Annotated in this window: 15 protein-coding genes, 1 other RNA gene and 1 riboswitch; of the genes, 7 read left to right on the forward strand and 9 right to left on the reverse strand. The window is 60.1% G+C overall.

The genetic code is table 11. The features are described from left to right. Together rnpB and rsmI are read right to left on the reverse strand one after the other, a co-directional pair. Positions 1–273, reverse strand: an RNA gene (rnpB, locus tag CFE47_RS29325) — RNase P RNA component class A; the annotation flags it as partial. Positions 274–369: 96 nt separating this feature from the next. Then, positions 370–1,275: a 16S rRNA (cytidine(1402)-2'-O)-methyltransferase gene (rsmI, locus tag CFE47_RS29330; protein WP_185708399.1), complete on the reverse strand. Its 906-nt coding sequence runs from the start codon at positions 1,273–1,275 to the stop codon at positions 370–372. Positions 1,276–1,451: 176 nt separating this feature from the next. Between rsmI and CFE47_RS29335 the strand changes: the two genes are divergently transcribed. From CFE47_RS29335 to CFE47_RS29350, 4 genes are all read left to right on the forward strand, one after another. Next, entirely contained in the window at positions 1,452–3,263 is a 1,812-nt protein-coding gene (locus CFE47_RS29335) for a penicillin-binding protein activator (protein WP_286842432.1), read from the forward strand. Beyond that, the gene (locus tag CFE47_RS29340) at positions 3,263–3,634 is read left to right on the forward strand and encodes a YraN family protein (RefSeq protein WP_286842435.1); all 372 of its coding nucleotides are present in this window, start codon (positions 3,263–3,265) and stop codon (positions 3,632–3,634) included. Before CFE47_RS29335 ends, CFE47_RS29340 begins: the two co-directional genes overlap by 1 nt. Positions 3,635–3,726: 92 nt before the next feature. Next, a complete protein-coding gene (locus CFE47_RS29345) occupies positions 3,727–4,320 on the forward strand; it encodes a phosphoheptose isomerase (RefSeq protein ID WP_007904374.1) in 594 nt (197 codons plus the stop codon). Continuing rightward, positions 4,317–4,898 (forward strand): BON domain-containing protein, encoded by a 582-nt coding sequence (locus CFE47_RS29350; RefSeq protein ID WP_286842446.1) that lies wholly within the window; start codon positions 4,317–4,319, stop codon positions 4,896–4,898. The genes CFE47_RS29345 and CFE47_RS29350 overlap by 4 nt, the downstream gene beginning before the upstream one ends. A 69-nt stretch (positions 4,899–4,967) precedes the next feature. On the opposite strand, the gene CFE47_RS29355 is transcribed toward CFE47_RS29350, so the two are convergent. From CFE47_RS29355 to CFE47_RS29385, 7 genes are all read right to left on the reverse strand, one after another. After that, a complete protein-coding gene (locus CFE47_RS29355) occupies positions 4,968–5,735 on the reverse strand; it encodes a YiaD family glycine zipper/OmpA-like lipoprotein (protein WP_286842449.1) in 768 nt (255 codons plus the stop codon). A gap of 232 nt (positions 5,736–5,967) precedes the next feature. Then, the gene (locus CFE47_RS29360; protein ID WP_286842452.1) at positions 5,968–6,612 is read right to left on the reverse strand and encodes an MBL fold metallo-hydrolase; all 645 of its coding nucleotides are present in this window, start codon (positions 6,610–6,612) and stop codon (positions 5,968–5,970) included. Positions 6,613–6,743: 131 nt separating this feature from the next. After that, entirely contained in the window at positions 6,744–9,473 is a 2,730-nt protein-coding gene (locus CFE47_RS29365; protein ID WP_286842455.1) for a winged helix-turn-helix domain-containing protein, read from the reverse strand. 298 nt (positions 9,474–9,771) lie between these two features. After that, positions 9,772–11,136 carry a DUF1329 domain-containing protein gene (locus tag CFE47_RS29370; protein ID WP_286842458.1) on the reverse strand — a complete coding sequence of 455 codons (1,365 nt, stop codon included), beginning with the start codon at positions 11,134–11,136 and terminating at the stop codon, positions 9,772–9,774. A 29-nt stretch (positions 11,137–11,165) separates the two neighbouring features. Beyond that, positions 11,166–13,028, reverse strand: coding sequence for a DUF1302 domain-containing protein (locus tag CFE47_RS29375; protein WP_286842460.1), 1,863 nt, complete (start codon positions 13,026–13,028; stop codon positions 11,166–11,168). 333 nt (positions 13,029–13,361) lie between these two features. Then, entirely contained in the window at positions 13,362–15,044 is a 1,683-nt protein-coding gene (locus CFE47_RS29380; RefSeq protein WP_286842463.1) for a fatty acid--CoA ligase, read from the reverse strand. A gap of 132 nt (positions 15,045–15,176) precedes the next feature. Next, the gene (locus CFE47_RS29385; protein ID WP_185708389.1) at positions 15,177–15,809 is read right to left on the reverse strand and encodes a LysE family translocator; all 633 of its coding nucleotides are present in this window, start codon (positions 15,807–15,809) and stop codon (positions 15,177–15,179) included. An 85-nt stretch (positions 15,810–15,894) separates the two neighbouring features. Between CFE47_RS29385 and CFE47_RS29390 the strand changes: the two genes are divergently transcribed. The 3 genes from CFE47_RS29390 (at position 15,895) to CFE47_RS29400 (ending at position 18,733) form a co-directional block, all read left to right on the forward strand. Further along, positions 15,895–16,860, forward strand: a complete 966-nt coding sequence (locus tag CFE47_RS29390) for a 2-hydroxyacid dehydrogenase (protein ID WP_286842466.1) — start codon at positions 15,895–15,897, stop codon at positions 16,858–16,860. A 30-nt stretch (positions 16,861–16,890) separates the two neighbouring features. Continuing rightward, positions 16,891–17,889 carry a methyltransferase gene (locus CFE47_RS29395; protein WP_286842469.1) on the forward strand — a complete coding sequence of 333 codons (999 nt, stop codon included), beginning with the start codon at positions 16,891–16,893 and terminating at the stop codon, positions 17,887–17,889. Positions 17,890–17,939: 50 nt separating this feature from the next. After that, a riboswitch (yybP-ykoY riboswitch) is annotated at positions 17,940–18,061 on the forward strand. A gap of 87 nt (positions 18,062–18,148) precedes the next feature. Next, positions 18,149–18,733, forward strand: coding sequence for a TMEM165/GDT1 family protein (locus tag CFE47_RS29400; protein WP_005784895.1), 585 nt, complete (start codon positions 18,149–18,151; stop codon positions 18,731–18,733). Positions 18,734–18,818 lie beyond the last annotated feature (85 nt).

Below are 18,818 nucleotides of genomic sequence, written 5' to 3' on the forward strand. Positions count from 1 at the left end.
CTACCCGGTCCCAGCGCGGGCCACGCCTTGGGACCCTATTTGGTCTTGCTCCAAGTGGGGTTTACCTAGCCACGAACTGTTGCCAGTCGTGCGGTGCGCTCTTACCGCACCTTTTCACCCTTACCGGCACCGAAGTGCTTAGGCGGTTATTTTCTGTGGCACTTTCCGTAGGCTCACGCCTCCCAGGCATTACCTGGCACTTCGCCCTATGGAGCCCGGACTTTCCTCCCCCCCCTAATTTTCATAGAGGGCAGCGACTGTCCAATCGACTCTCCGCCGCGCAGGTTAACGGCACGGCGGACTTAGGACAAGTATTAAAAGTACAGTTTTGCCATCACGTTCAGACGGAATACAGGTTTGGCCCCGGAACTATTCGGCTTTCTGTTTATCCAGCGCAACTTGATACAACACATTCTTACGCACCCCAGTAATTTCCGCAGCCAGGGCCGCAGCGCGCTTAAGAGGCATCTCCTTGAGCAACAGATCCAGGATGCGCATCGCCTCGCTGCCCACCGCATCTTCACTTTCCGGCGCCGTCCAGCCCGCCACCAGCACCACACACTCGCCGCGCTGCTGATTGCTGTCGCCTTCGACAAAAGCGCGCAACGCTTCCAGAGGCAAGCCCTTGAGGGTCTCAAAGGTTTTGGTCAACTCACGCGCCAGTAGCGCCAGGCGCTCGCCACCGAAGACCAACTCCATGTCCTGCAGGCATTCAAGAATACGGTGCGGGGCTTCATAGAAGATCAGTGTGCGCGGCTCTTCCTTTAAAGCTTGAAGGCGCGCACGACGCCCTACGGCCTTGGCTGGCAGGAAGCCTTCGAAGATAAACCGGTCGGACGGCAGGCCAGCCGCCGATAAAGCCGCAATCAGCGCGCAGGCTCCCGGAACAGGCACTACATTGATACCAGCGGCACGCGCCTGGCGGACCAGGTGGTAACCGGGATCGGAAATCAGAGGGGTGCCGGCATCAGAGATCAACGCCACATCATCACCGGCCAACAGACGGACGATAAACCGGCTGCCCTCTTCACGCTCGTTGTGCTCGTGGCAGGCCGCCAGCGGAGTGCTGATGCCAAAATGCTGCATCAAGCGTTGGGAGTGTCGCGTGTCTTCGGCGGCGATCAATTTGACGTCGCGCAACACCTTCAACGCCCGGGCGCTGATGTCGTCCAGGTTGCCAATCGGCGTCGCCACGACAAAAAGCGAGCCTGCAGTGGAATTCAAAGGACCTGGAGCAGTCAAAACGCACACCTCGATGATTGGCAAAAGCCGCATTGTAACGCGTAGAAGCCTTGAAAATATGCCATCACGGCCGATGCCTTTTCAGCCACTGATCGCCAATTGCAACATTTGCACGACCTAAATCGACGGTTTCACGCCAGTAACATCGCGCCTGGGCCAGTGCTTGGGTACAATTCCACGCTAATTTGATCGGTATCAGGAACACTTACATGATCGCTTGCCTGCGGCTGCTCTCCGCCCTCTGCCTCGCTGCCTTGCTGGCCGCGTGCGCCAGCTCGCCCTCGTCCAGCCTTGGCGACCTTCCACGGACCCCAGACGCCAGTATCGAGCAACTGCTCGAACAGGCCACTACCGCCAAGACGCCAGAAAAGGCTGCACTGTTGCGCCTGAGTGCGGCAGACATGGCTTACAAGCAGAACAACCCAGGTCGCTCGTCGCAGATTCTTGCGCAAGTACCGTTGGATGCTCTCAAGCCAGCCGCCCAAGTATTTGCCAGCACCCTGGCCGCTGAACTGGCCATGGCACGCAACCAACCCAAGGCTGCATTGAGCGCCTTGAACCATCCGAGCCTGCAAAGCCTTAAAGACCTGCCGACTGACCAGCAGATCCGCACTGGCACCGTGCATGCCCGCGCTTATGAAGCGGATGGCCAGACCCTGGCAGCCGCCCGCGAGCGCGTCGCCATGGCCCCACTGCTCACCGGCGATGCTGCCAGCAGCAACCACGAAGCCATCTGGGCATTGATTGCCGCCCTGCCTGCCGAACAATTGCAAGCCAGCGGCAACCCGACGCTCGACGGCTGGATCAGCCTGGCCCAAGCGGTCAAGGGCGCCGGTACCCTGGAGCAACAACAGGCGGCCATCGATACCTGGCGCGCGCAGAACCCGGGCCATCCGGCGTCGGTGCAACTGCCATTGCCGCTGACCAAGCTCAAGGAACTGGCCAGCCAGCCGCTGAACAAGATTGCTGTGCTGTTGCCGCAGGACGGTCCGCTGGCTTCTGTCGGCAAGGCGCTGCGCGAAGGCTTCATGGCCGCTCACTACCAGGCTGAACAAGCCGGGCAGAAGCCGCCAGTCATCGAGTTCTATGACAGCTCGCGCCTCACCTCTCTCGACGATTTCTATGCCAAGGCTCAAGCGGCTGGCGTGCAACTGGTGGTCGGTCCGCTGGAGAAGCCGCTGGTCAAACAGCTTGCTGCTCGCCCACAGCTGCCAATCACTACGCTGGCGCTGAACTACAGCGAAACCGACCGAAACCCACCTCAGCTGTTCCAATTCGGCCTGGCCGCCGAAGACGAGGCCCGCGAAGTGTCCCGTCGCGCGCGTGCCGACGGCCTGCACCGCGCTGCCGCGATGGTGCCGCGTGGCGAATGGGGTGAGCGTGTCTACAAGGCCTTCCGCCAGGACTGGGAAGCCAATGGCGGTACTGTTGTCGGCGTCGAGTACGTCGACCAGCCGGTTGCCTTGGCCCAGCAAATTGCCGACCTGTTCCAACTGCGTAAAAGCGAAGGTCGCGCCAAGAGCCTGCAAAGCACCGTCGGTACCGATGTAGCCGCACAGCCGTCGCGTCGCCAGGACATCGAGTTCATCTTCCTGGCCGTTACCCCGCAACTGGCCCAGCAGATCAAGCCGACCCTGAACTTCCAATACGCGGGCGATGTGCCGGTTTACGCAACATCCCACGTGTTCAGTGCCAGCGGTGACAAGAACCAGTACCTGGACATGACCAACGTGATGTTCTGCGAAACCCCTTGGCTGCTCAACACCACCGACCCGTTGCGCAACCAGGTTGCCGCGCAATGGCCGCAAGCCAACGGCAGCCTCGGCCGCCTATATGCGATGGGCGTCGACGCCTACCGCCTGGCGCCACGCCTGGGCCAGCTCAAGGCACTGCCGGATACCCGTGTTGACGGCCTGTCGGGCAGCCTGGGCATCAGCGCCAACCAGCGCGTTGATCGCCAGATGCCATGGGCCAAGTTCGTTGGCGGCGATATCCAGCGCCTGCCAGACACTCCGCGCTGATGCCCGAGCGGTCCAGCGCGCAAAGCGGCAAGGAAGCCGAACTTCAAGCGCTGAAACACTTGCAACAACAGGGTCTGCGCCTTCTGGCGCAGAACTGGTTGTGTAAACGCGGCGAGCTTGATCTGGTCATGCTTGACGGCGATACAGTAGTATTCGTCGAAGTCCGCTACAGAAAACACGCACAATGGGGTGGCGCGCTCGCCAGTATCGACGGGCGCAAGCGTCAGAAACTGATACTCGCCGCGCAGTTTTTCCTGCAAAAAGAGCATCGCTGGGCCGACGCCCCCTGCCGTTTCGATGTGGTTGCCATAGAAAGCACACCGTCTGGTCAAGCTGATCTGAACTGGCTCAAAAATGCCTTCGACAGCTGATTCGCCGGACATCTTCACCACACATTTTTGCTCTTTGCTTTGCGGGCTGCACATTCCTGTGCCAATCAGCCGCGCTACTTAAGGTCACACAGATGGACATGCAATCCCGAATTCGCCAGCTTTTCCAGGCCAGCATCGACACCAAGCAACAGGCGATGGACGTACTTGCACCGCACATCGAGCAAGCCAGTCAGGTCATGGTCAACGCCCTGCTCAACGAGGGCAAAATGCTTTCGTGCGGCAACGGCGGTTCGGCTGGTGATGCCCAGCATTTCTCGTCCGAGTTGCTCAACCGCTTCGAGCGTGAGCGCCCGAGCCTTCCGGCCATTGCCTTGACCACCGATTCGTCGACGATCACCTCGATCGCCAACGACTACAGCTACAACGAAATCTTCTCCAAGCAGATCCGCGCCCTGGGCCAACCCGGCGATGTACTGCTGGCGATTTCCACCAGCGGCAACTCGGCGAATATTATTCAAGCGATCCAAGCCGCACATGATCGCGAAATGATTGTCGTAGCATTGACCGGGCGCGATGGCGGCGGAATGGCCTCGCTGCTGTTGCCCGAAGACGTGGAAATTCGCGTTCCGGCCAATGTCACCGCACGTATCCAGGAAGTCCACCTGCTGGCGATCCACTGCCTGTGCGATCTGATCGACAGCCAACTGTTTGGGAGTGAAGAATGACCGTTAACCGCCTCAGCCTTTTGGCCATCACCCTGTGCCTCGCTATCAGCGGCTGCAGCACGGCAATCACTGCTACACGTGACACGCCAATCCAGGACGATAAAGGCACCCGCACCTTCGGCAGCAAGATCGATGACTCGCTGATCGAAACCAAGGTGGAAGTCAACGTCGCCAAGGCTGCGACCGACCTGGGCAACGGTGCTTCGCGCATCGTCGTCACCAGCTTCAACGGCGTGGTCCTGCTGGCCGGCCAGACACCGCGTGCCGACCTCAAGGCCCAGGCCGAGCAAGCCGCCTCAGCCGTGCAACGGGTTAAAAAGGTGCACAATGAATTGCAGGTGATGGACCCGATCACCTTGCTGGCGATCAGCAACGACGCGCTGCTGACCACCAAGATCAAGGCCCAGATGCTCACCGATAACGCCATCCCTGGCTCGCGCATCAAGGTCGTCACCGACAACGGCATCGTCTACCTGATGGGCCTCCTGACCCAGGCAGAAGCCACCCGCGCAGCCAACCTGGTGCAAGGTGTTTCTGGCGTGCAGAAGATCGTGAAGGTGTTCGAATACATCGATTGATGTAAACGCCGCCCACCAAAAAGGGCGCCGTGCATTGACTGCACGGCGCCCTTTTTTTGTGGCTGACGCTTATTGGTATTGCGAGTACGGATTGCCCTGGAACTGGTTGTTCTGTTGCGGCGCCTGCGCACCTGGCTGGCCGTACTGCTGGCCAGGGATCGGGCCGAGGTTCACTTCGACACGACGGTTTTGGGCACGGCCGTTGACGTCGGCGTTGCTGGCAATCGGGTTATCCGGGCCGGCACCGCGAGCCGTCAGGTTGGCCGGGCTCACACCCTGGGAAGTCAGGTAATTGGCCACGCTCTGCGCACGACGCTGGGACAGGTCCATGTTCAGTTGGCGACTGCCAGTGCTGTCGGTATAACCGACGATCTGGATGGTGTTCTGGTTGAACTGCTTGAGGGAGTTGGCCAGGTTGTTCAGCGGCTGGTAGAAGCTGCTGGAGATCGCGTCCGAGTTGGTGGCGAAGGTAATGTTACCCGGCATGATCAACTTGATCTGGTCACCCTGACGCTGCACTTCAACACCGGTATTGGCCATGCTTTCGCGCAGTTTCTTTTCTTGCTGGTCGGCGTAGTAGCCGTAGCCGGCTGCACCAGCACCTGCAACAACGGCACCAATCAGTGCGCCCTTGCCACGGTTGTTATGGTCGATGGCAGCACCTGCCAGTGCACCGGCCAGGGCACCCAGGCCACCATACTTGGCGGTCTTGCTCATGCCGCCGGAATCATTACTCGCCTGCCCCTGGCTGCTGCCGTCATAAGGATTAGGAGAGGCGCAGCCAGACAACAAGGCTACGACGGTAGCAACAACAAGCAGACGACGCGGAGTGAACATGAAGGAAGCTCCTACTTTTGCATTCTGTGATGCAGAGGACATTGGCAATGGACCTGTGCCGAGCTTGGAACACGATAAACGGCAAAAATTCCGTGTGCGACAGGCATCGGCTCTACGACAGGTGAGCACACTAAAACCCTAGCAGACACATCCTGAACGGGAAATGTCATTTTCTCTGTAAGCATCGTCGGACTGTCACCACTGGGTATCCAGAAAAATACCGGGCCTGCACTTAAGCCCTGACAAATGGGTTCTCGCGCATTTCGTCCCCCAAGCGCGTGTCAGGTCCATGACCCGTTACTACAGTGGCACCTTCATCCAACGTGTACAGCCGCTGCTTGATCGAACGCACAATGGTCGCCTGGTCCCCGCCCCACAAGTCGGTGCGCCCCACACCGCGCCGGAACAACGTATCTCCGGCAATGAGCAGCTTGGCATCGGCGAACCAGAAACTCATCGAACCCGGCGTATGCCCCGGGGTGTGCAGTGCCACTCCGCACCCACAGGCGAGCTCTTCATCATCCTCAAGCCAGCGATCCGGCGAAGGCACTGGTGTGTAGGGCACGCGAAACATCTGGCATTGCATTTCCAGGTTATCCCAGAGGAATTGATCCTCCTTGTGCAGGTGCAACGTGGCACCGGTTTTCTCCTTCAACTGGCCGGATGCCAGGAAGTGATCAAGGTGGGCATGGGTGTGGATGATGCTGACCACCTTGAGGCCCAAGGCGTCGAGGCGCGCCAGGATCAGTTCGTGATTGCCACCAGGGTCGACCACGATGGCTTTCTTGGTGATCGGATCGCCGATGATGGTGCAGTTGCACTGCAACGGGCCGACGGGAAAGGTTTCGCGGATGAGTGTCGGCTTGGCGGTTTCCATGAAGGGTCCTCTTGCGCAAATGAAATGTCGCGTGCGGGCGAACATCGCCGCCTCCATTGCACTATTAAAACAGACTGGGGCCGCTTCGCTGCCCACTGCGAGAGCGTTCGCTCACTGCGGATTGCCACTCCTCAACCAATCAACCGCAATTCCTGCGCCCGCGCTACCGCCTGCGTTCTGCGCTCCACCCCAAGTTTGCTGTTGATATGGCTGGCATGGGTCTTGACGGTGTGCAGGGAGATGAATAACCGATTGCTGATTTCCTGGTTGGAACAACCCTGGGCAATCAGCTGCAGCACCGCCAGCTCGCGGGCGCTCAAGGTTTCGTGAGTGGGCGCAGCCTCGGTCACCATGACCGTCGGCAACAGCGCCAACAGGCTCTGGTTCAGCAGGCCGTGAGGGTCTTTGCCGAGCTGTTCACGCATCCAACCGGGGTAGTTTTCCAGTAGCCGCTGGAAGGGTTGCAGGGCACCGCCCGCCCCCGCCTCCAGCGCCTGTGCCACGACCGCACGCGCCTTGGCCTCATGGCTACTTTCCAGCAGTAGGTGCGCCTGCTGGGTAAGGGCCATGAGCGCGATCATCTGGCGCCCGTCTGCATAGGCCTGCTGCGCCAGCACTTCAAGGCGCTGCAGCGCTGCATCGGTCTGATGCCGCGTGGCGTCCAGCGCGGCCTGCTGCAAGCCGATATGTTGTGGCAGATGAGGATGAAATTCCGGCGCCGCTGCGGCCTGTTCGCCGTTGTAGGTTTGACCCAGGCGAGTTAGCCAGGCATCGGCCAGGTCGGTACGCCCCTGGGCCAGCCACAGCTCGCACTTGATCAGGGTAATCATCGCCAGGTAGTAGATCGGCGGCACGTCCCAGATATGCATCAAGCGTTCGGCCTCCGCCAGCTCGGCGAAGGCCTTGGGAAAGTCATTGCGCCGCCCTTCGAAGTTGGCGATCACGCAATGTCCGATCAGCACACTGATATCTCGGCAGGCGCGGGCTTCCGCCAGGCCAGCACGCAACCGGACGATCCCGGCTTCAGGCTGGCAGCGCGCCAATAACAGGTAACCTTCGTAAAGCGACAGCCGGGCACGTACCGCGTACAGCCGTTGCGGCGCCAGGCCGTGCAAGCGTTGCAGGCCCTGGCGCACTTCGTCCAGGGAGCGCAGGATTTCGCCGCGCGCTTGCAGTACCCGCGCGCGGTCGTAATGGGCCAATGCTTCAAACAGTGGATTGCCGACGCGCTGTGCCAGCTCCAGGGATTCCCGATTCAAGCCGCGGGCACGCCAAAGATCGGCATCGACGATGGCCAGGTTGGAGAGCGTCGACAGGCACATCAAGCGCTGGCCATAGCGCCGTTGCGGCAGGCTTTCCAGAGCTTCGGTGCAATAGCGCTGGGTCAGCTCGCGGTCACCTCGGCCTCGGGCGATGATCCCACTGAGCGCCAGCCATTGGGCCAGCATCGATTTCTGCGCGGTAGCCGACGGCGCAGGCAAGAAGCGGCTCAGGTAGCTGGATAATTCCTCTGCAGCATCCAACTGGCAGGCCAGGCCCAGGGCCCAACTGTAGAGCACGATCAAACGCGGCGTGCTGATCAGCAGGCTGTCGGGCAAGTCCATTTTCCATCGCAGCAGCATGCCGACATTCTGCTCGGCCAGCAGTTGCTCCTCGGACAGGTTCTGCACCAGGTTGGCCGCCACATCCAGATGACCTGCACGCAATGCCTGCTCTACCGCCTCATCAATCAAGCCCTGGGCGTTGAACCAGCGACATGCACGCAGGTGCAGGCTGGCAGCCGGCAACACGTTGCTGCTGGCACGACGGGTGCGCAGCAAGTCGGAAAACAAATGGTGATAACGGTACCAATGGCCCTGCTCATCCAGCGGCACCAGGAACACTTGGTGGGCTTGCAGGTATCGCAAGATCTCAGCGCTGTCATGGGCTTCACGCACGGCGTCGCAGAGTTCGCTGCAAAAACGGTCCTGCGGCGCGGTGTCGTAGAGAAACGCCTGCACTTCGGCCGGCAGGCAGTCGATGACCTCTTCCAGCAGGTAATCGCGAATCAGCCCTTCCCCACCATGCAGGCTCTGCGGCAAGGCGCCTTCGTTGCCGGCTTCGGAAGCCGCCAGCAACCAGAAGCGCAGGCCGGCGACCCAGCCTTCGCTGCGCCGGATCAGATTGTCGAGGGCCTCACCGCGCAGCGAGTTGCTATGGCGATCCAGCACCGCCATGGATTCGTCATGGGTCAGGCGCAGGTCTTGCTCATGCAGCTCCAGCAGATGCCGCGACAGACGCAGCCGCGCCAGATGCCAGTCCGGGCGCTGGCGGCTGGTCACCAAGACCACCAAGCCATCGGGCAAATGGTTGAGAAAGAACTGCAGGCAACGGTCCAGCACCGGGCCTTGGGCCAGATGGTAGTCATCCAGCACCAACAGCAGCGGCGCGCGAGTAGACAAGTGCACGGTCAGTTCATCGAGCAGGCCATCAAGCCACTCTTCAAACGCGAAAGGTTGGTGGCGCTGGCGCATTTTCAGCAGGCCCAGGGATTGGGCGCCGAGTTGTGGAAAGAACTGTTGCAGGCCGTCGAGCAGGCGCTCAAGGAAGCGGCCTGGATCACTGTCCCGTGAGCTCAGGCCCAGCCACAGACTTTGCCAATGAGCCGGCAGGCCCTGGCAGAACTCGACTGCCAACGAACTCTTGCCGAACCCCGCCGGCGCGCTGACCAGCAACAATCGCCCGTCCAACCCGGCACTCAGCCGTTCGCACAGCCGCGGTCGCAGCACGTAGCCGTCAGGCAGCGGTGGCCTGTAAAAGCGACCTTCCAGGGTCGGAATGACCGCACTGGCAGGCCCTTGGATTCGGGACAGATCAGTCATCGCCGGGCTCTTGTAGAAGGCTGTTGTCGGCATTGCAGATGTCCGCAGACTAGCGGTAAAAGCGGCGGGTTTGTAGATCTTTGCAACATTTGCCTGAAAAAGAACTGCGACAAAAAATGTGGGAGGGGGTTTGCCCAGAGACAACCGCATTCTTGTAGTGAGCGGGCTTGTCCCACGCTGGGTGGCGAAGCCGCCCTAATAAGAACGCCGCATTCTGTCAGACAGGACGCGGCGTCTTGTTTGGGGCGGCTTCGCCACCCAGCGCGGGACAAGCCCGCTCACTACAAAGAACTACGGTTTAGCGAACGCCATCCTGGCGCAACGCAGCCGGGGTGAAATCGCTGGTGGTGGCGGTGAAGCCGAAGTCATAGGCCTGCTTCTCTTCGTTCTTCATGCCCAGCGCCAGGTAGCGGCCGGACTGCAGGTCGTAGAGGGTTTCGAGGGCGTACCACGGCACTTGCTTGTCGTAGTAGTTCTCGGCATGCGCTTCGGCGACACGCCACAGCTGGCCACGACCATCGTAGTGGTCGATGACCGCTGCCTGCCAGGTGTCTTCGTCGATGAAGAAGTCACGCTTGGCATAGATGTGGCGCTGGCCTTCCTTCAAGGTGGCGACCACGTGCCAGACGCGGCGCAGCTCGTAGCGCGCCAGGTCCTGGTTGATGTGGCCGGCCTTGATGATGTCGGTGTACTTGAGCGTCGGGCTGTCGATCTTGTAGCTGTTGGAGGCGATGTAGATTTCTTTCTTGCCTTCCAGCTTCCAGTCGTAGCGGTCCGGCGCACCGTTGTACATGTCGAGGTTGTCGGAAGTACGCAGGCCGTCGGCAGCGGTACCTGGGCCGTCATACGACACTTGCGGTGCGCGGCGCACACGGCGCTGGCCGGCGTTGTAGACCCACGCCGAACGTGGCTCCTTCACCTGGTCCAGGGTTTCGTGCACCAACAGCACACCACCGGCCAGACGCGCCGGCGCGGTCACTTGCTGCTTGAAGTAGAACAGCACGTTGCCCGGATTTTTCGGGTCGTAGTCCTTCATCTTGTCGCGGAATACGAACTGGTCCTTGAAGTACACCAGGCTGAACGAGCCGTTGGTTTGCGGCGTGGCCTGGGTTACCAGGCGCGTCACGCTGCCACCGCGATAACGGGTGATGTGGTTCCAGATCACTTCCACGCCGCTTTTCGGGATCGGGAACGGCACTGCGGTTTCAAAGTTCTCCAGGCCGTTGCCGCCGGACACCAGGTTGGTGTTGGTGGCGTTCTTCTTGATGGAAGCGAACACGTCAGCCGGCACTGTGGCGCCGCGATGGGTCGCGTAGACCGGCATCTTGAAGGTGTCCGGGTAACGCTTGAACATCGCGTATTGCCCCGGCGCCAACTTGTCCTTGTACTGCTCGACGTTCGCCGCAGTGATAGTGAATTGCGGTTGCTCACTGGCGTAAGGGTTGGCCAGGAAACCACGGGCGTCGACGGCGCCGGCGTTGGTAGGCAATGGCGACCATTTAGGAATGGTGCCCGCTGCGTTGCCGGCCATTTCGGCACCCATCGGCGTCAGCGTCGTACCCAGCTTGGCGGCTTCATCCGCCGACACTGCCGCCATGACGTTGCTCGCCAGGATCGACAGCCCAAGCACACCCACGTGCAACAGACTTTTGGTTATTTTCATGTTCTGGTTCTTCCTAGAAATACATTCGCTTAGAAGTTGGCGCCGACACTGAGAGCGATGAAATCGCGGTCATCCACGGTGGAATACTTGCCGCCGAAGAAGTTGGTGTAGGCCAAGCTCGCGGTGTAGGTATTCTGGTATTCGGCATCCAGCCCAAGGCTTACGGCTTTACGGCCTTCTTCAAAGTTGCCGCCAGGGCCTGGGGAGTAACCACTGACGTCGTGGGACCACGCCACGTTAGGCTTGAGGTTCACACCCGCAAACACATCTGGATATTCCCAGATGGCACGGCCACGGTAGCCCCAGGAATTAGCGGTGGTGAAGCCGTCGTTGTTGCAGTTAGTGGTCAGGTTACTGCGGTCGGTACCAGGACCTGCACCGTTGAACGTACCGGTATTAAGGGCGGTACACATAGGGCCTCGACCTGGGCCGAATACCGGGTCACGTCCGTAACGGGCTTTGTCACTGCTTTCCAGGCCGCCGACGTGGGTCAGGCCCACCTCGCCCACCAATGTCAGACGGCTGGCGCCCATCACCTGATCAAAGAAGTGCGTGAAAGTCGTCTGGATCTGGGTGATTTCCTTACGGTTATACCCATGTAGGTCCTGGCCCTCGACACCTTTGAGCGGCGAGGCGTTGGCGTAAGCCGCAAGAGGCGTTACGCCTGCATAGAGGATGTCGGTGGTATTCAACTGCACCGGCGCATTGGGGCGATAGCTGATTTCACCGCTCCACGCAGTACCGGTAGGAAGCGTCGTGGAGAAACTCAAACCGTAAAGGCGAATATCTTCCGGGTACTCGATGAAGTACTTGGAATTACCCGCCACGGCGAGCGGCTGCAAAGTTGCCGGCAAGCTCGTACGAGCAGCAGCGTAAACCGAGGGCGGAGCGCCAGTCGCACTGAAGATCGGTGCACGGCTGTGGTAGTTCATGAAGTAGGCGCCGAACTCTGTGTCCAGCGGTTCATAGTTGTAGTGGAACGCTACGCCGAACTGGCCGCCGTCACGCGCTTCACGATCCTTGCTGCGCTGGACGAGCACACCTTCTTCGTTAATGTTGACCCCGAACCGGTTCAGGGTAGGTATCGCGCCCGCTGCAGCCATCACTGAGCGCTTGCTAAGTAACCGGAGGTTGTCATCGCAGCCTTTGGAAATCACGTCAGCCTGCGAAAAGAACGTCCCGCAGTTATCAGTAACGGTCTGCTGCCAGTCCAACTGATAGAACGCTTCCGCCGACAGGTTATCGGTCAGCGTCTGCGACACGTAGAACATGTTGACGGGAATCAAGCCCTCCTTGATTTCAGCCCCTGGACGACGGAACGCTGCCACATCGATAGGGTTGATCGAGTTGATGCCACCGCCAATAAAGGTACTTTCACCCCAGCTCACAACTTGCTTGCCAAAACGCACGGAACCCGGCTCATCGGCAATGGAGTAGTTGTGGTAGATGAATGCGTCGAGAATTTGCCCACCAGACGACCTTGCGCCCTCTTGGCGACCCTTGTCGCTGATGTCCTTGAACTCACGGCTTTCATCCTTGAGCTCAAAGTCATACCAGTACTTGCCCCGCACAAACACACCGGTATCGCCGTATTTCAGTTCCAGGTCATGAATGCCCTTGAAGATCTTCGAGAAGGTTTCCCCACGCTTGAAGTTCAAGTGACCGTCATCAGAGGTCTGGGACAAGCCCTTGCCGCCGTTGTTGACACCGATCAGGTCACGGTTGGGCTTGGCTGTCGACCAACTGGCACCTACGGAAAGAGAAGAGTCGAAGCTACCTTCGATTTCACCGATGTTGAAACTGACGCCGAATGCGGGCCCGGCGAGCGTAGAGGCGAGACTGACGGCCAGGGGCAATCTTGCCCGGCGCCAGAACTGGTTTACTGAGGTCATCGACGCTACTCCATGTGCATTATTGTTATGGCAGAGAGTTCTTTCTTGTGGATGCATGTAACGGCCGGAATACAACGATTCCAATGCCGCTCGGCAACCGAGCCCCCATGGCCCGAAGCGGAACATCCTTGAAAAACTCTGGAAGGGACTATAGCCAGCAGGGGGTAGTGCTTGATCCCTCTAAAGTGTGATTTGCATCACCGACCCGTCTGCTTCAACCCTTTCGCCACACCGACGAAGGCCGGCGCGGCAAGGATGGCTGAAAATCGGCAAATCACAAGTGAAGGCGCAAGATAGAGCATTGCCGCGCCCGAACGGGCGCGGCGAAGGGCTTCAGAGGGTGGAGAGGAACGTGCTGTTATTGGCCTGCCATTCGATGATGTCGATACGGATACGTTTTTTGTCGAGTTTGCCGACACTGGTCTTGGGAATTTCCGTAACAACCGCGATCTGGCTCGGAATCGCCCACTTGCTCAAGTGCCCCAGTTCCACGAAGGGCTTGAGGTGTTCCTTGAGCTCACGAGCCCCTATCACATGGCCATCACGCACCACCAACAGCGCGAACGGGCGCTCGCCCCACTGCGGATCGGCAATGCCCACCACCGCTACTTCGCGTACCGCAGGGTGACGGCTGACCAGGTCTTCGAGGGCCAGGGACGAGATCCATTCACCGCCGGTCTTGATCACGTCCTTGATGCGGTCGCGAATGTCGATCACGCCAAACGCATCCAGCGTGGCCACATCGCCGGTGTGCATCCAGCCGCCGGCCCACAGTTCGGCGCCCTTCTCGGGCTCTCTGTAATAGCCTTCGGTTAGCCAAGGTGCGCGTAAGACCAACTCGCCCTGGGACTCGCCATCGGCAGGCAGGAAGTTGCCATCGCCATCGACAATCGCAGCCTCCACCAACGGCCCTGGCACGCCGGCCTTGATGCGATAAGTGGTGCGCTCACCCTCGGTGCCAGCCATCAACTCTTCGTTGAGGTGCGCACAGGACACCAGCGGCCCGGTTTCGGACATGCCGTACGCCGCCGTCAACTGGATACCCCGGGCCTTGGACGCTTCGTACAGCGTGCGGTTGAGCGCGCTGCCGCCGATGACGATTTTCCAACCGCCAAAATCCACGCCCTGAGCGGCCTTGGCATTGAGCACCATCTGCAGGATGGTTGGCACGCAGTGCGAGAAGGTGACCTTTTCCTTGCGCCACAACTCCACCAGGTATTCCGGGTCGTAGCGACCGGGGTAGACCTGTTTCAGACCCAACATGGTCGCCACGTACGGCAAGCCCCAGGCGTGCACGTGGAACATCGGCGTAATCGGCATGTACACATCGTTGGTGCCCAACAAACGCACGCTGTCGACACTGCCCATAATGGTGGCCACACCAATGGTGTGCAGCACCAGTTGGCGATGGGTGAAGTACACGCCCTTCGGGTTGCCGGTGGTACCGGTGGTGTAGAACGTGGTGGCGACCGAATGCTCGTCGAAGTCCTGGAAGTCGTACTTGGGGCTGGCGGCCGCCAGCAGGGTTTCGTACTCACCGACGAGGCCTGGCAACTCGGCGGTTTTTGATTCACCGTCGGTGAGCAGCAGGGTTTTGTCGACCGTGGTCAGGTGGCCGGCAATCGCTTGGTAGAGACCTACGAACTCGCTATTGACCAGCACGAAGCGGTCTTCGGCGTGGTTCATGGTGTAGAGAATCTGTTCCGGCGACAGGCGCACGTTGATCGTGTGGATCACCGCGCCAATCATCGGGATGGCGAACATGCACTCCAGGTAACGGTGGCTGTCCCAGTCCATCACCGCCACGGTGTCGCCAGCCTTCACCCCGGCGACGGTCAGCACATTGGCCAGGCGCGCGACTCGTTCGATCAAGGTGGGGTAGGTGTAGCGCAGCTTGTCGCGGTAGACGATTTCGCGGGTTTTCTCGTAGCGGGTCCCGGACATCAACAGGCGCTTGATCAACAACGGGTATTGGTACGCGCCTTCGGCGGGCGGGATAACACGGGTCTGCAACATACGAATCCCTTTTTATGACTGCACGGTCTTGGCTGAAAGACTTGCACTGTAGAGCGCTTATGTTTCAGCCAAATCAGCCAAAGGAATGATTTGCAGGGGCCAATGAATGCTAGCTTTGCGCCAGCATTTGGCTTATTTCATGCTGGTGAAAGCCAGCTTCACCCCAATCGCAATCAACACCGCTCCCATCGTCCGATCAAACCAGTGCCCCATGCGGGCAAACCCGGCCCGCACGCGTTGCTGGCTGAACAGCATCGCTACCAGGCAGAACCACAACGCTGTCGCCACTGCCAGGTACACGCCGTAACCCGCCTGGATCGCCAGCGGCGTGTGAGGGTTGATCACCACGGTGAACAGCGAGAGGAAAAACAATGTGGCCTTGGGGTTCAATCCATTGGTCACGAAACCTGCAGTAAACGCCCCACGCGGGGTGCGCTCGCCGGCTTCGCGGTGCAACTCACCTTCTGCGGGAGGCTTGGCCGGTTGCGCACGCAGGGCCTTGAAGCCGATGTACAGCAGGTACGCCGCCGCCGCCCATTTAAGCGCATTGAACAGCACGATGGACTGGGACACGATCAAACCGATGCCCAGCAACGAATACCCCACGTGCAGGAAAATCGCCGAGCCCACGCCCAACGCGGTCCAGGTTCCGGCGCGACGGCCGTGGGTAACACTTTCGCGCACCACTACGGCGAAATCGGGGCCGGGGCTGGCCACTGCCAACAAGTGGATCAAGGCTACGGTCAAAAACTCGGCGAGGTACATGCTCACTCCAATTGAGTAACTGATTATTTCATCTGATAGGCTCGGGAGATTACGCCTTCGAACCCTGTCGCAAAAGGTACAGTTGATGACGAACAATCGCCGCGCGGTCTTCCTCGATCACCCCTCCCTGGACCTGGGGGACCTTGACCTCAGCGAGTTGCGCAACGCCTTCAGCGACCTGCAGCTGTTTGAGCAAACCACCCCGCAGAATGTGATCGAACGCCTGCAAGGCGCTCAGGTTGCCATCAGCAACAAGATCCCACTCAACACCGAAACCCTGGCGGCCTGCCCGGAGCTTAAGCTGATCCTGGTCTCGGCCACCGGTACCAACAATGTCGACCTGGAGGCTGCCCGAGCCCACGGCATTACCGTGAGCAACTGTCAGGGTTACGGCACGCCGTCAGTGGCGCAGCACACGATCATGCTGTTGCTCAACCTGGCGACGCGCGTGAAGGACTATCAACGGGATATCAGCGCCGGCAAATGGCAAGAAGCCAAGCAGTTCTGCCTGCTGGACCATCCCATCGTCGAACTGGAAGGCAAGACCCTCGGCCTGCTCGGTCACGGTGAACTGGGCGGCGCGGTGGCGCGCCTGGCAGAGGCCTTTGGCATGCGCGTTGTACTCGGCGCAATTCCGGGGCGCCCTGCCCGCGCCGACCGTATGCCGCTGGATGAATTGCTGGCACAGGTCGATGCCCTGACCTTGCACTGCCCGCTCAACGAACACACCCGCGACTTTATCGGCGCCCGTGAATTGGCACTGCTCAAGCCGGGCGCGTTTGTGGTCAACACGGCGCGCGGTGGCTTGATCAACGAACAGGCCCTGGCCGATGCCTTGCGCAGCGGTCACTTGGGCGGCGCAGCCACCGACGTGCTGAGCGTGGAACCGCCTGTGCAGGGCAACCCACTGCTGGCCGGCGATATCCCTCGGCTGATCGTCACGCCCCACAACGCCTGGGGCAGTCGCGAGGCACGCCAGCGCATCGTCGGCCAACTGGCGGAAAACGCCCGAGGCTTTTTCAGTGGTGCCCCGCTGCGCGTCGTCAGTTGATAAACTGCGCTCCTTTTCAAGGAGCAGACCATGGATCCGCGCAGTGAAGTACTGCTTCGTCAGGCCGAACTTTTTCAAGGCAACTTGCTGCTGGTTGGCTTGCCTGCCGACGACCTGCTGGGGCGTTTACCCAACGCCCACGGTTGGTGCTGGCACGCTGGCGACCAGGCGGCGCTCGACGCACGCTTCCCAGAGCGCAGCCAATTCGGCGTAAACGTGCCGGAGCGCGCCTTTGATGCGGCGGTGATCTTCCTGCCCAAATCCAAGGACCTCGCCGATTACCTGCTCAACGCCGTGGCCGCGCGCTTGCCCGGCGCCGAGCAGTTTCTGGTGGGCGAGAAAAAAGGCGGCATCGAAAGCGCCGCCAAGCAGATGATCCCTTTCGGCAAGCCGCGCAAGCTCGACAGCGCGCGGCATTGCCAGCTGTGGCAAGTCACCGTGGGCAATGCCCCGCAAGCGGTCGATCTGCAAAGCCTGGCGCAGGTCTTCGACGTGCCGCTGGCCGAAGGGCCGTTGAAGGTGGTGAGCTTGCCCGGGGTATTCAGCCATGGTCGCCTGGATCGCGGCACCGAACTGTTGCTGGAGCATCTGGATAAACTGCCCAGCGGCCATTTGCTGGACTTCGGCTGCGGCGCCGGCGTGCTTGGAGCTGCGGTAAAACGTCGCTACCCGCACAACACGGTCACGCTGCTGGATGTGGACGCCTTCGCCGCCGCCAGCAGCCGCCTGACCCTGGCGGCCAATGGTCTGGAAGCCGAAGTGCTGACCGGTGATGGCATTGATGCAGCACCGATGGGTTTAAACGCGATTTTGAGCAATCCGCCGTTCCACGTGGGCGTGCACACCGATTATTTCGCCACCGAAAACCTGCTGCGAAAAGCTGCGAAACATCTGGCAAAAGGCGGCGAACTCCGCTTGGTCGCAAACAGTTTCCTGAAGTACCAACCGCTGATCGAAGAGCATTTGGGGGTGTGTGCAATCAAGGCCGAAGGCAATGGTTTCCGCATTTACCGTGCCAAGCGCGGCTGACGAGCGTTTGAAAAAGAAGGCTTGCCGAATAGATTTTGCCTAGGCAGAATCCGCTCCGTCCTAGGGGAGTAGTCTCCCACGAGCGCCATGCTCGTCCGGCATACGTCAACATACTTGGTCAACAGGCCATGGCGTATGCGACCCAGGAGTCCGCACAGACGGACCGGGGTTTGACAAGACCTATGACACGCACACCTTACCCGGGGCGGGAAGGCTGTACGTGTCATAGCCGTGTCGACCCGCCCCTGGAAACTACCTGATGCTGGATTCACTACTCGTACCTACCGCAATCGTTGCCTTGGCCGAAATCGGCGACAAGACGCAACTGCTCGCGCTCATCCTCGCTGCACGCTTTCGCAAACCTTGGCCGATCATCGCCGGCATCGTTGCCGCGACCCTGGCCAACCATGCTGCCGCCGGTGCCGTGGGGGCGTGGTTTGGGAGCTTCTTCTCGGATGCGGTGTTGCACTGGATCCTGGCGGCGAGCTTCTGTGCCACGGCCTTGTGGACCCTGGTGCCGGACAAACTCGACGATGACGAAGCCAGTACGACGCGCAAATTCGGGCCGTTCCTGACCACGTTGATCGCGTTCTTCCTCGCAGAAATCGGTGACAAGACCCAAATCGCCACGGTGATGCTGGCGGCGCAGTACCCGGAACTGTGGCTGGTGATTATCGGCACCACCCTGGGCATGCTGATTGCCAACGTGCCGGTGGTCTTGGCGGGGAATTTTGCCGCAGAGAAACTGCCTTTGACCCTGATTCGTCGATTGGCGGCTACGGCATTCTTCGTGCTGGCTATCGTGGCCGTATACAAAGCAATGCAGAGCAGCGGTTGGATCTAAATCTGTAAACCCAACCCAATGTGGGAGCGGGCTTGCTCGCGAATACGGAGTGTCAGTCACTGATTATTTGACTGACCCACCGCCT

The sequence above is a fragment of the Pseudomonas sp. PGPPP1 genome (assembly GCF_002255865.1).
Lineage (GTDB): Bacteria > Pseudomonadota > Gammaproteobacteria > Pseudomonadales > Pseudomonadaceae > Aquipseudomonas > Aquipseudomonas cremoris.

Excerpts from the sequence above, each read along its gene's own strand:
- CFE47_RS29380 (WP_286842463.1), bottom strand. The coding sequence starts at position 15,044 with ATGTTGCAGACCCGTGTTATCCCGCCCGCCGAAGGCGCGTACCAATAC.
- CFE47_RS29375 (WP_286842460.1), bottom strand. The coding sequence starts at position 13,028 with ATGACCTCAGTAAACCAGTTCTGGCGCCGGGCAAGATTGCCCCTGGCC.
- CFE47_RS29360 (WP_286842452.1), bottom strand. The coding sequence starts at position 6,612 with ATGGAAACCGCCAAGCCGACACTCATCCGCGAAACCTTTCCCGTCGGC.
- CFE47_RS29335 (WP_286842432.1), top strand. The coding sequence starts at position 1,452 with ATGATCGCTTGCCTGCGGCTGCTCTCCGCCCTCTGCCTCGCTGCCTTG.
- rsmI (WP_185708399.1), bottom strand. The coding sequence starts at position 1,275 with ATGCGGCTTTTGCCAATCATCGAGGTGTGCGTTTTGACTGCTCCAGGT.
- CFE47_RS29350 (WP_286842446.1), top strand. The coding sequence starts at position 4,317 with ATGACCGTTAACCGCCTCAGCCTTTTGGCCATCACCCTGTGCCTCGCT.
- CFE47_RS29355 (WP_286842449.1), bottom strand. The coding sequence starts at position 5,735 with ATGTTCACTCCGCGTCGTCTGCTTGTTGTTGCTACCGTCGTAGCCTTG.
- CFE47_RS29345 (WP_007904374.1), top strand. The coding sequence starts at position 3,727 with ATGGACATGCAATCCCGAATTCGCCAGCTTTTCCAGGCCAGCATCGAC.
- CFE47_RS29365 (WP_286842455.1), bottom strand. The coding sequence starts at position 9,473 with ATGACTGATCTGTCCCGAATCCAAGGGCCTGCCAGTGCGGTCATTCCG.
- CFE47_RS29340 (WP_286842435.1), top strand. The coding sequence starts at position 3,263 with ATGCCCGAGCGGTCCAGCGCGCAAAGCGGCAAGGAAGCCGAACTTCAA.
- CFE47_RS29395 (WP_286842469.1), top strand. The coding sequence starts at position 16,891 with ATGGATCCGCGCAGTGAAGTACTGCTTCGTCAGGCCGAACTTTTTCAA.
- CFE47_RS29400 (WP_005784895.1), top strand. The coding sequence starts at position 18,149 with ATGCTGGATTCACTACTCGTACCTACCGCAATCGTTGCCTTGGCCGAA.
- CFE47_RS29370 (WP_286842458.1), bottom strand. The coding sequence starts at position 11,136 with ATGAAAATAACCAAAAGTCTGTTGCACGTGGGTGTGCTTGGGCTGTCG.
- CFE47_RS29390 (WP_286842466.1), top strand. The coding sequence starts at position 15,895 with ATGACGAACAATCGCCGCGCGGTCTTCCTCGATCACCCCTCCCTGGAC.
- CFE47_RS29385 (WP_185708389.1), bottom strand. The coding sequence starts at position 15,809 with ATGTACCTCGCCGAGTTTTTGACCGTAGCCTTGATCCACTTGTTGGCA.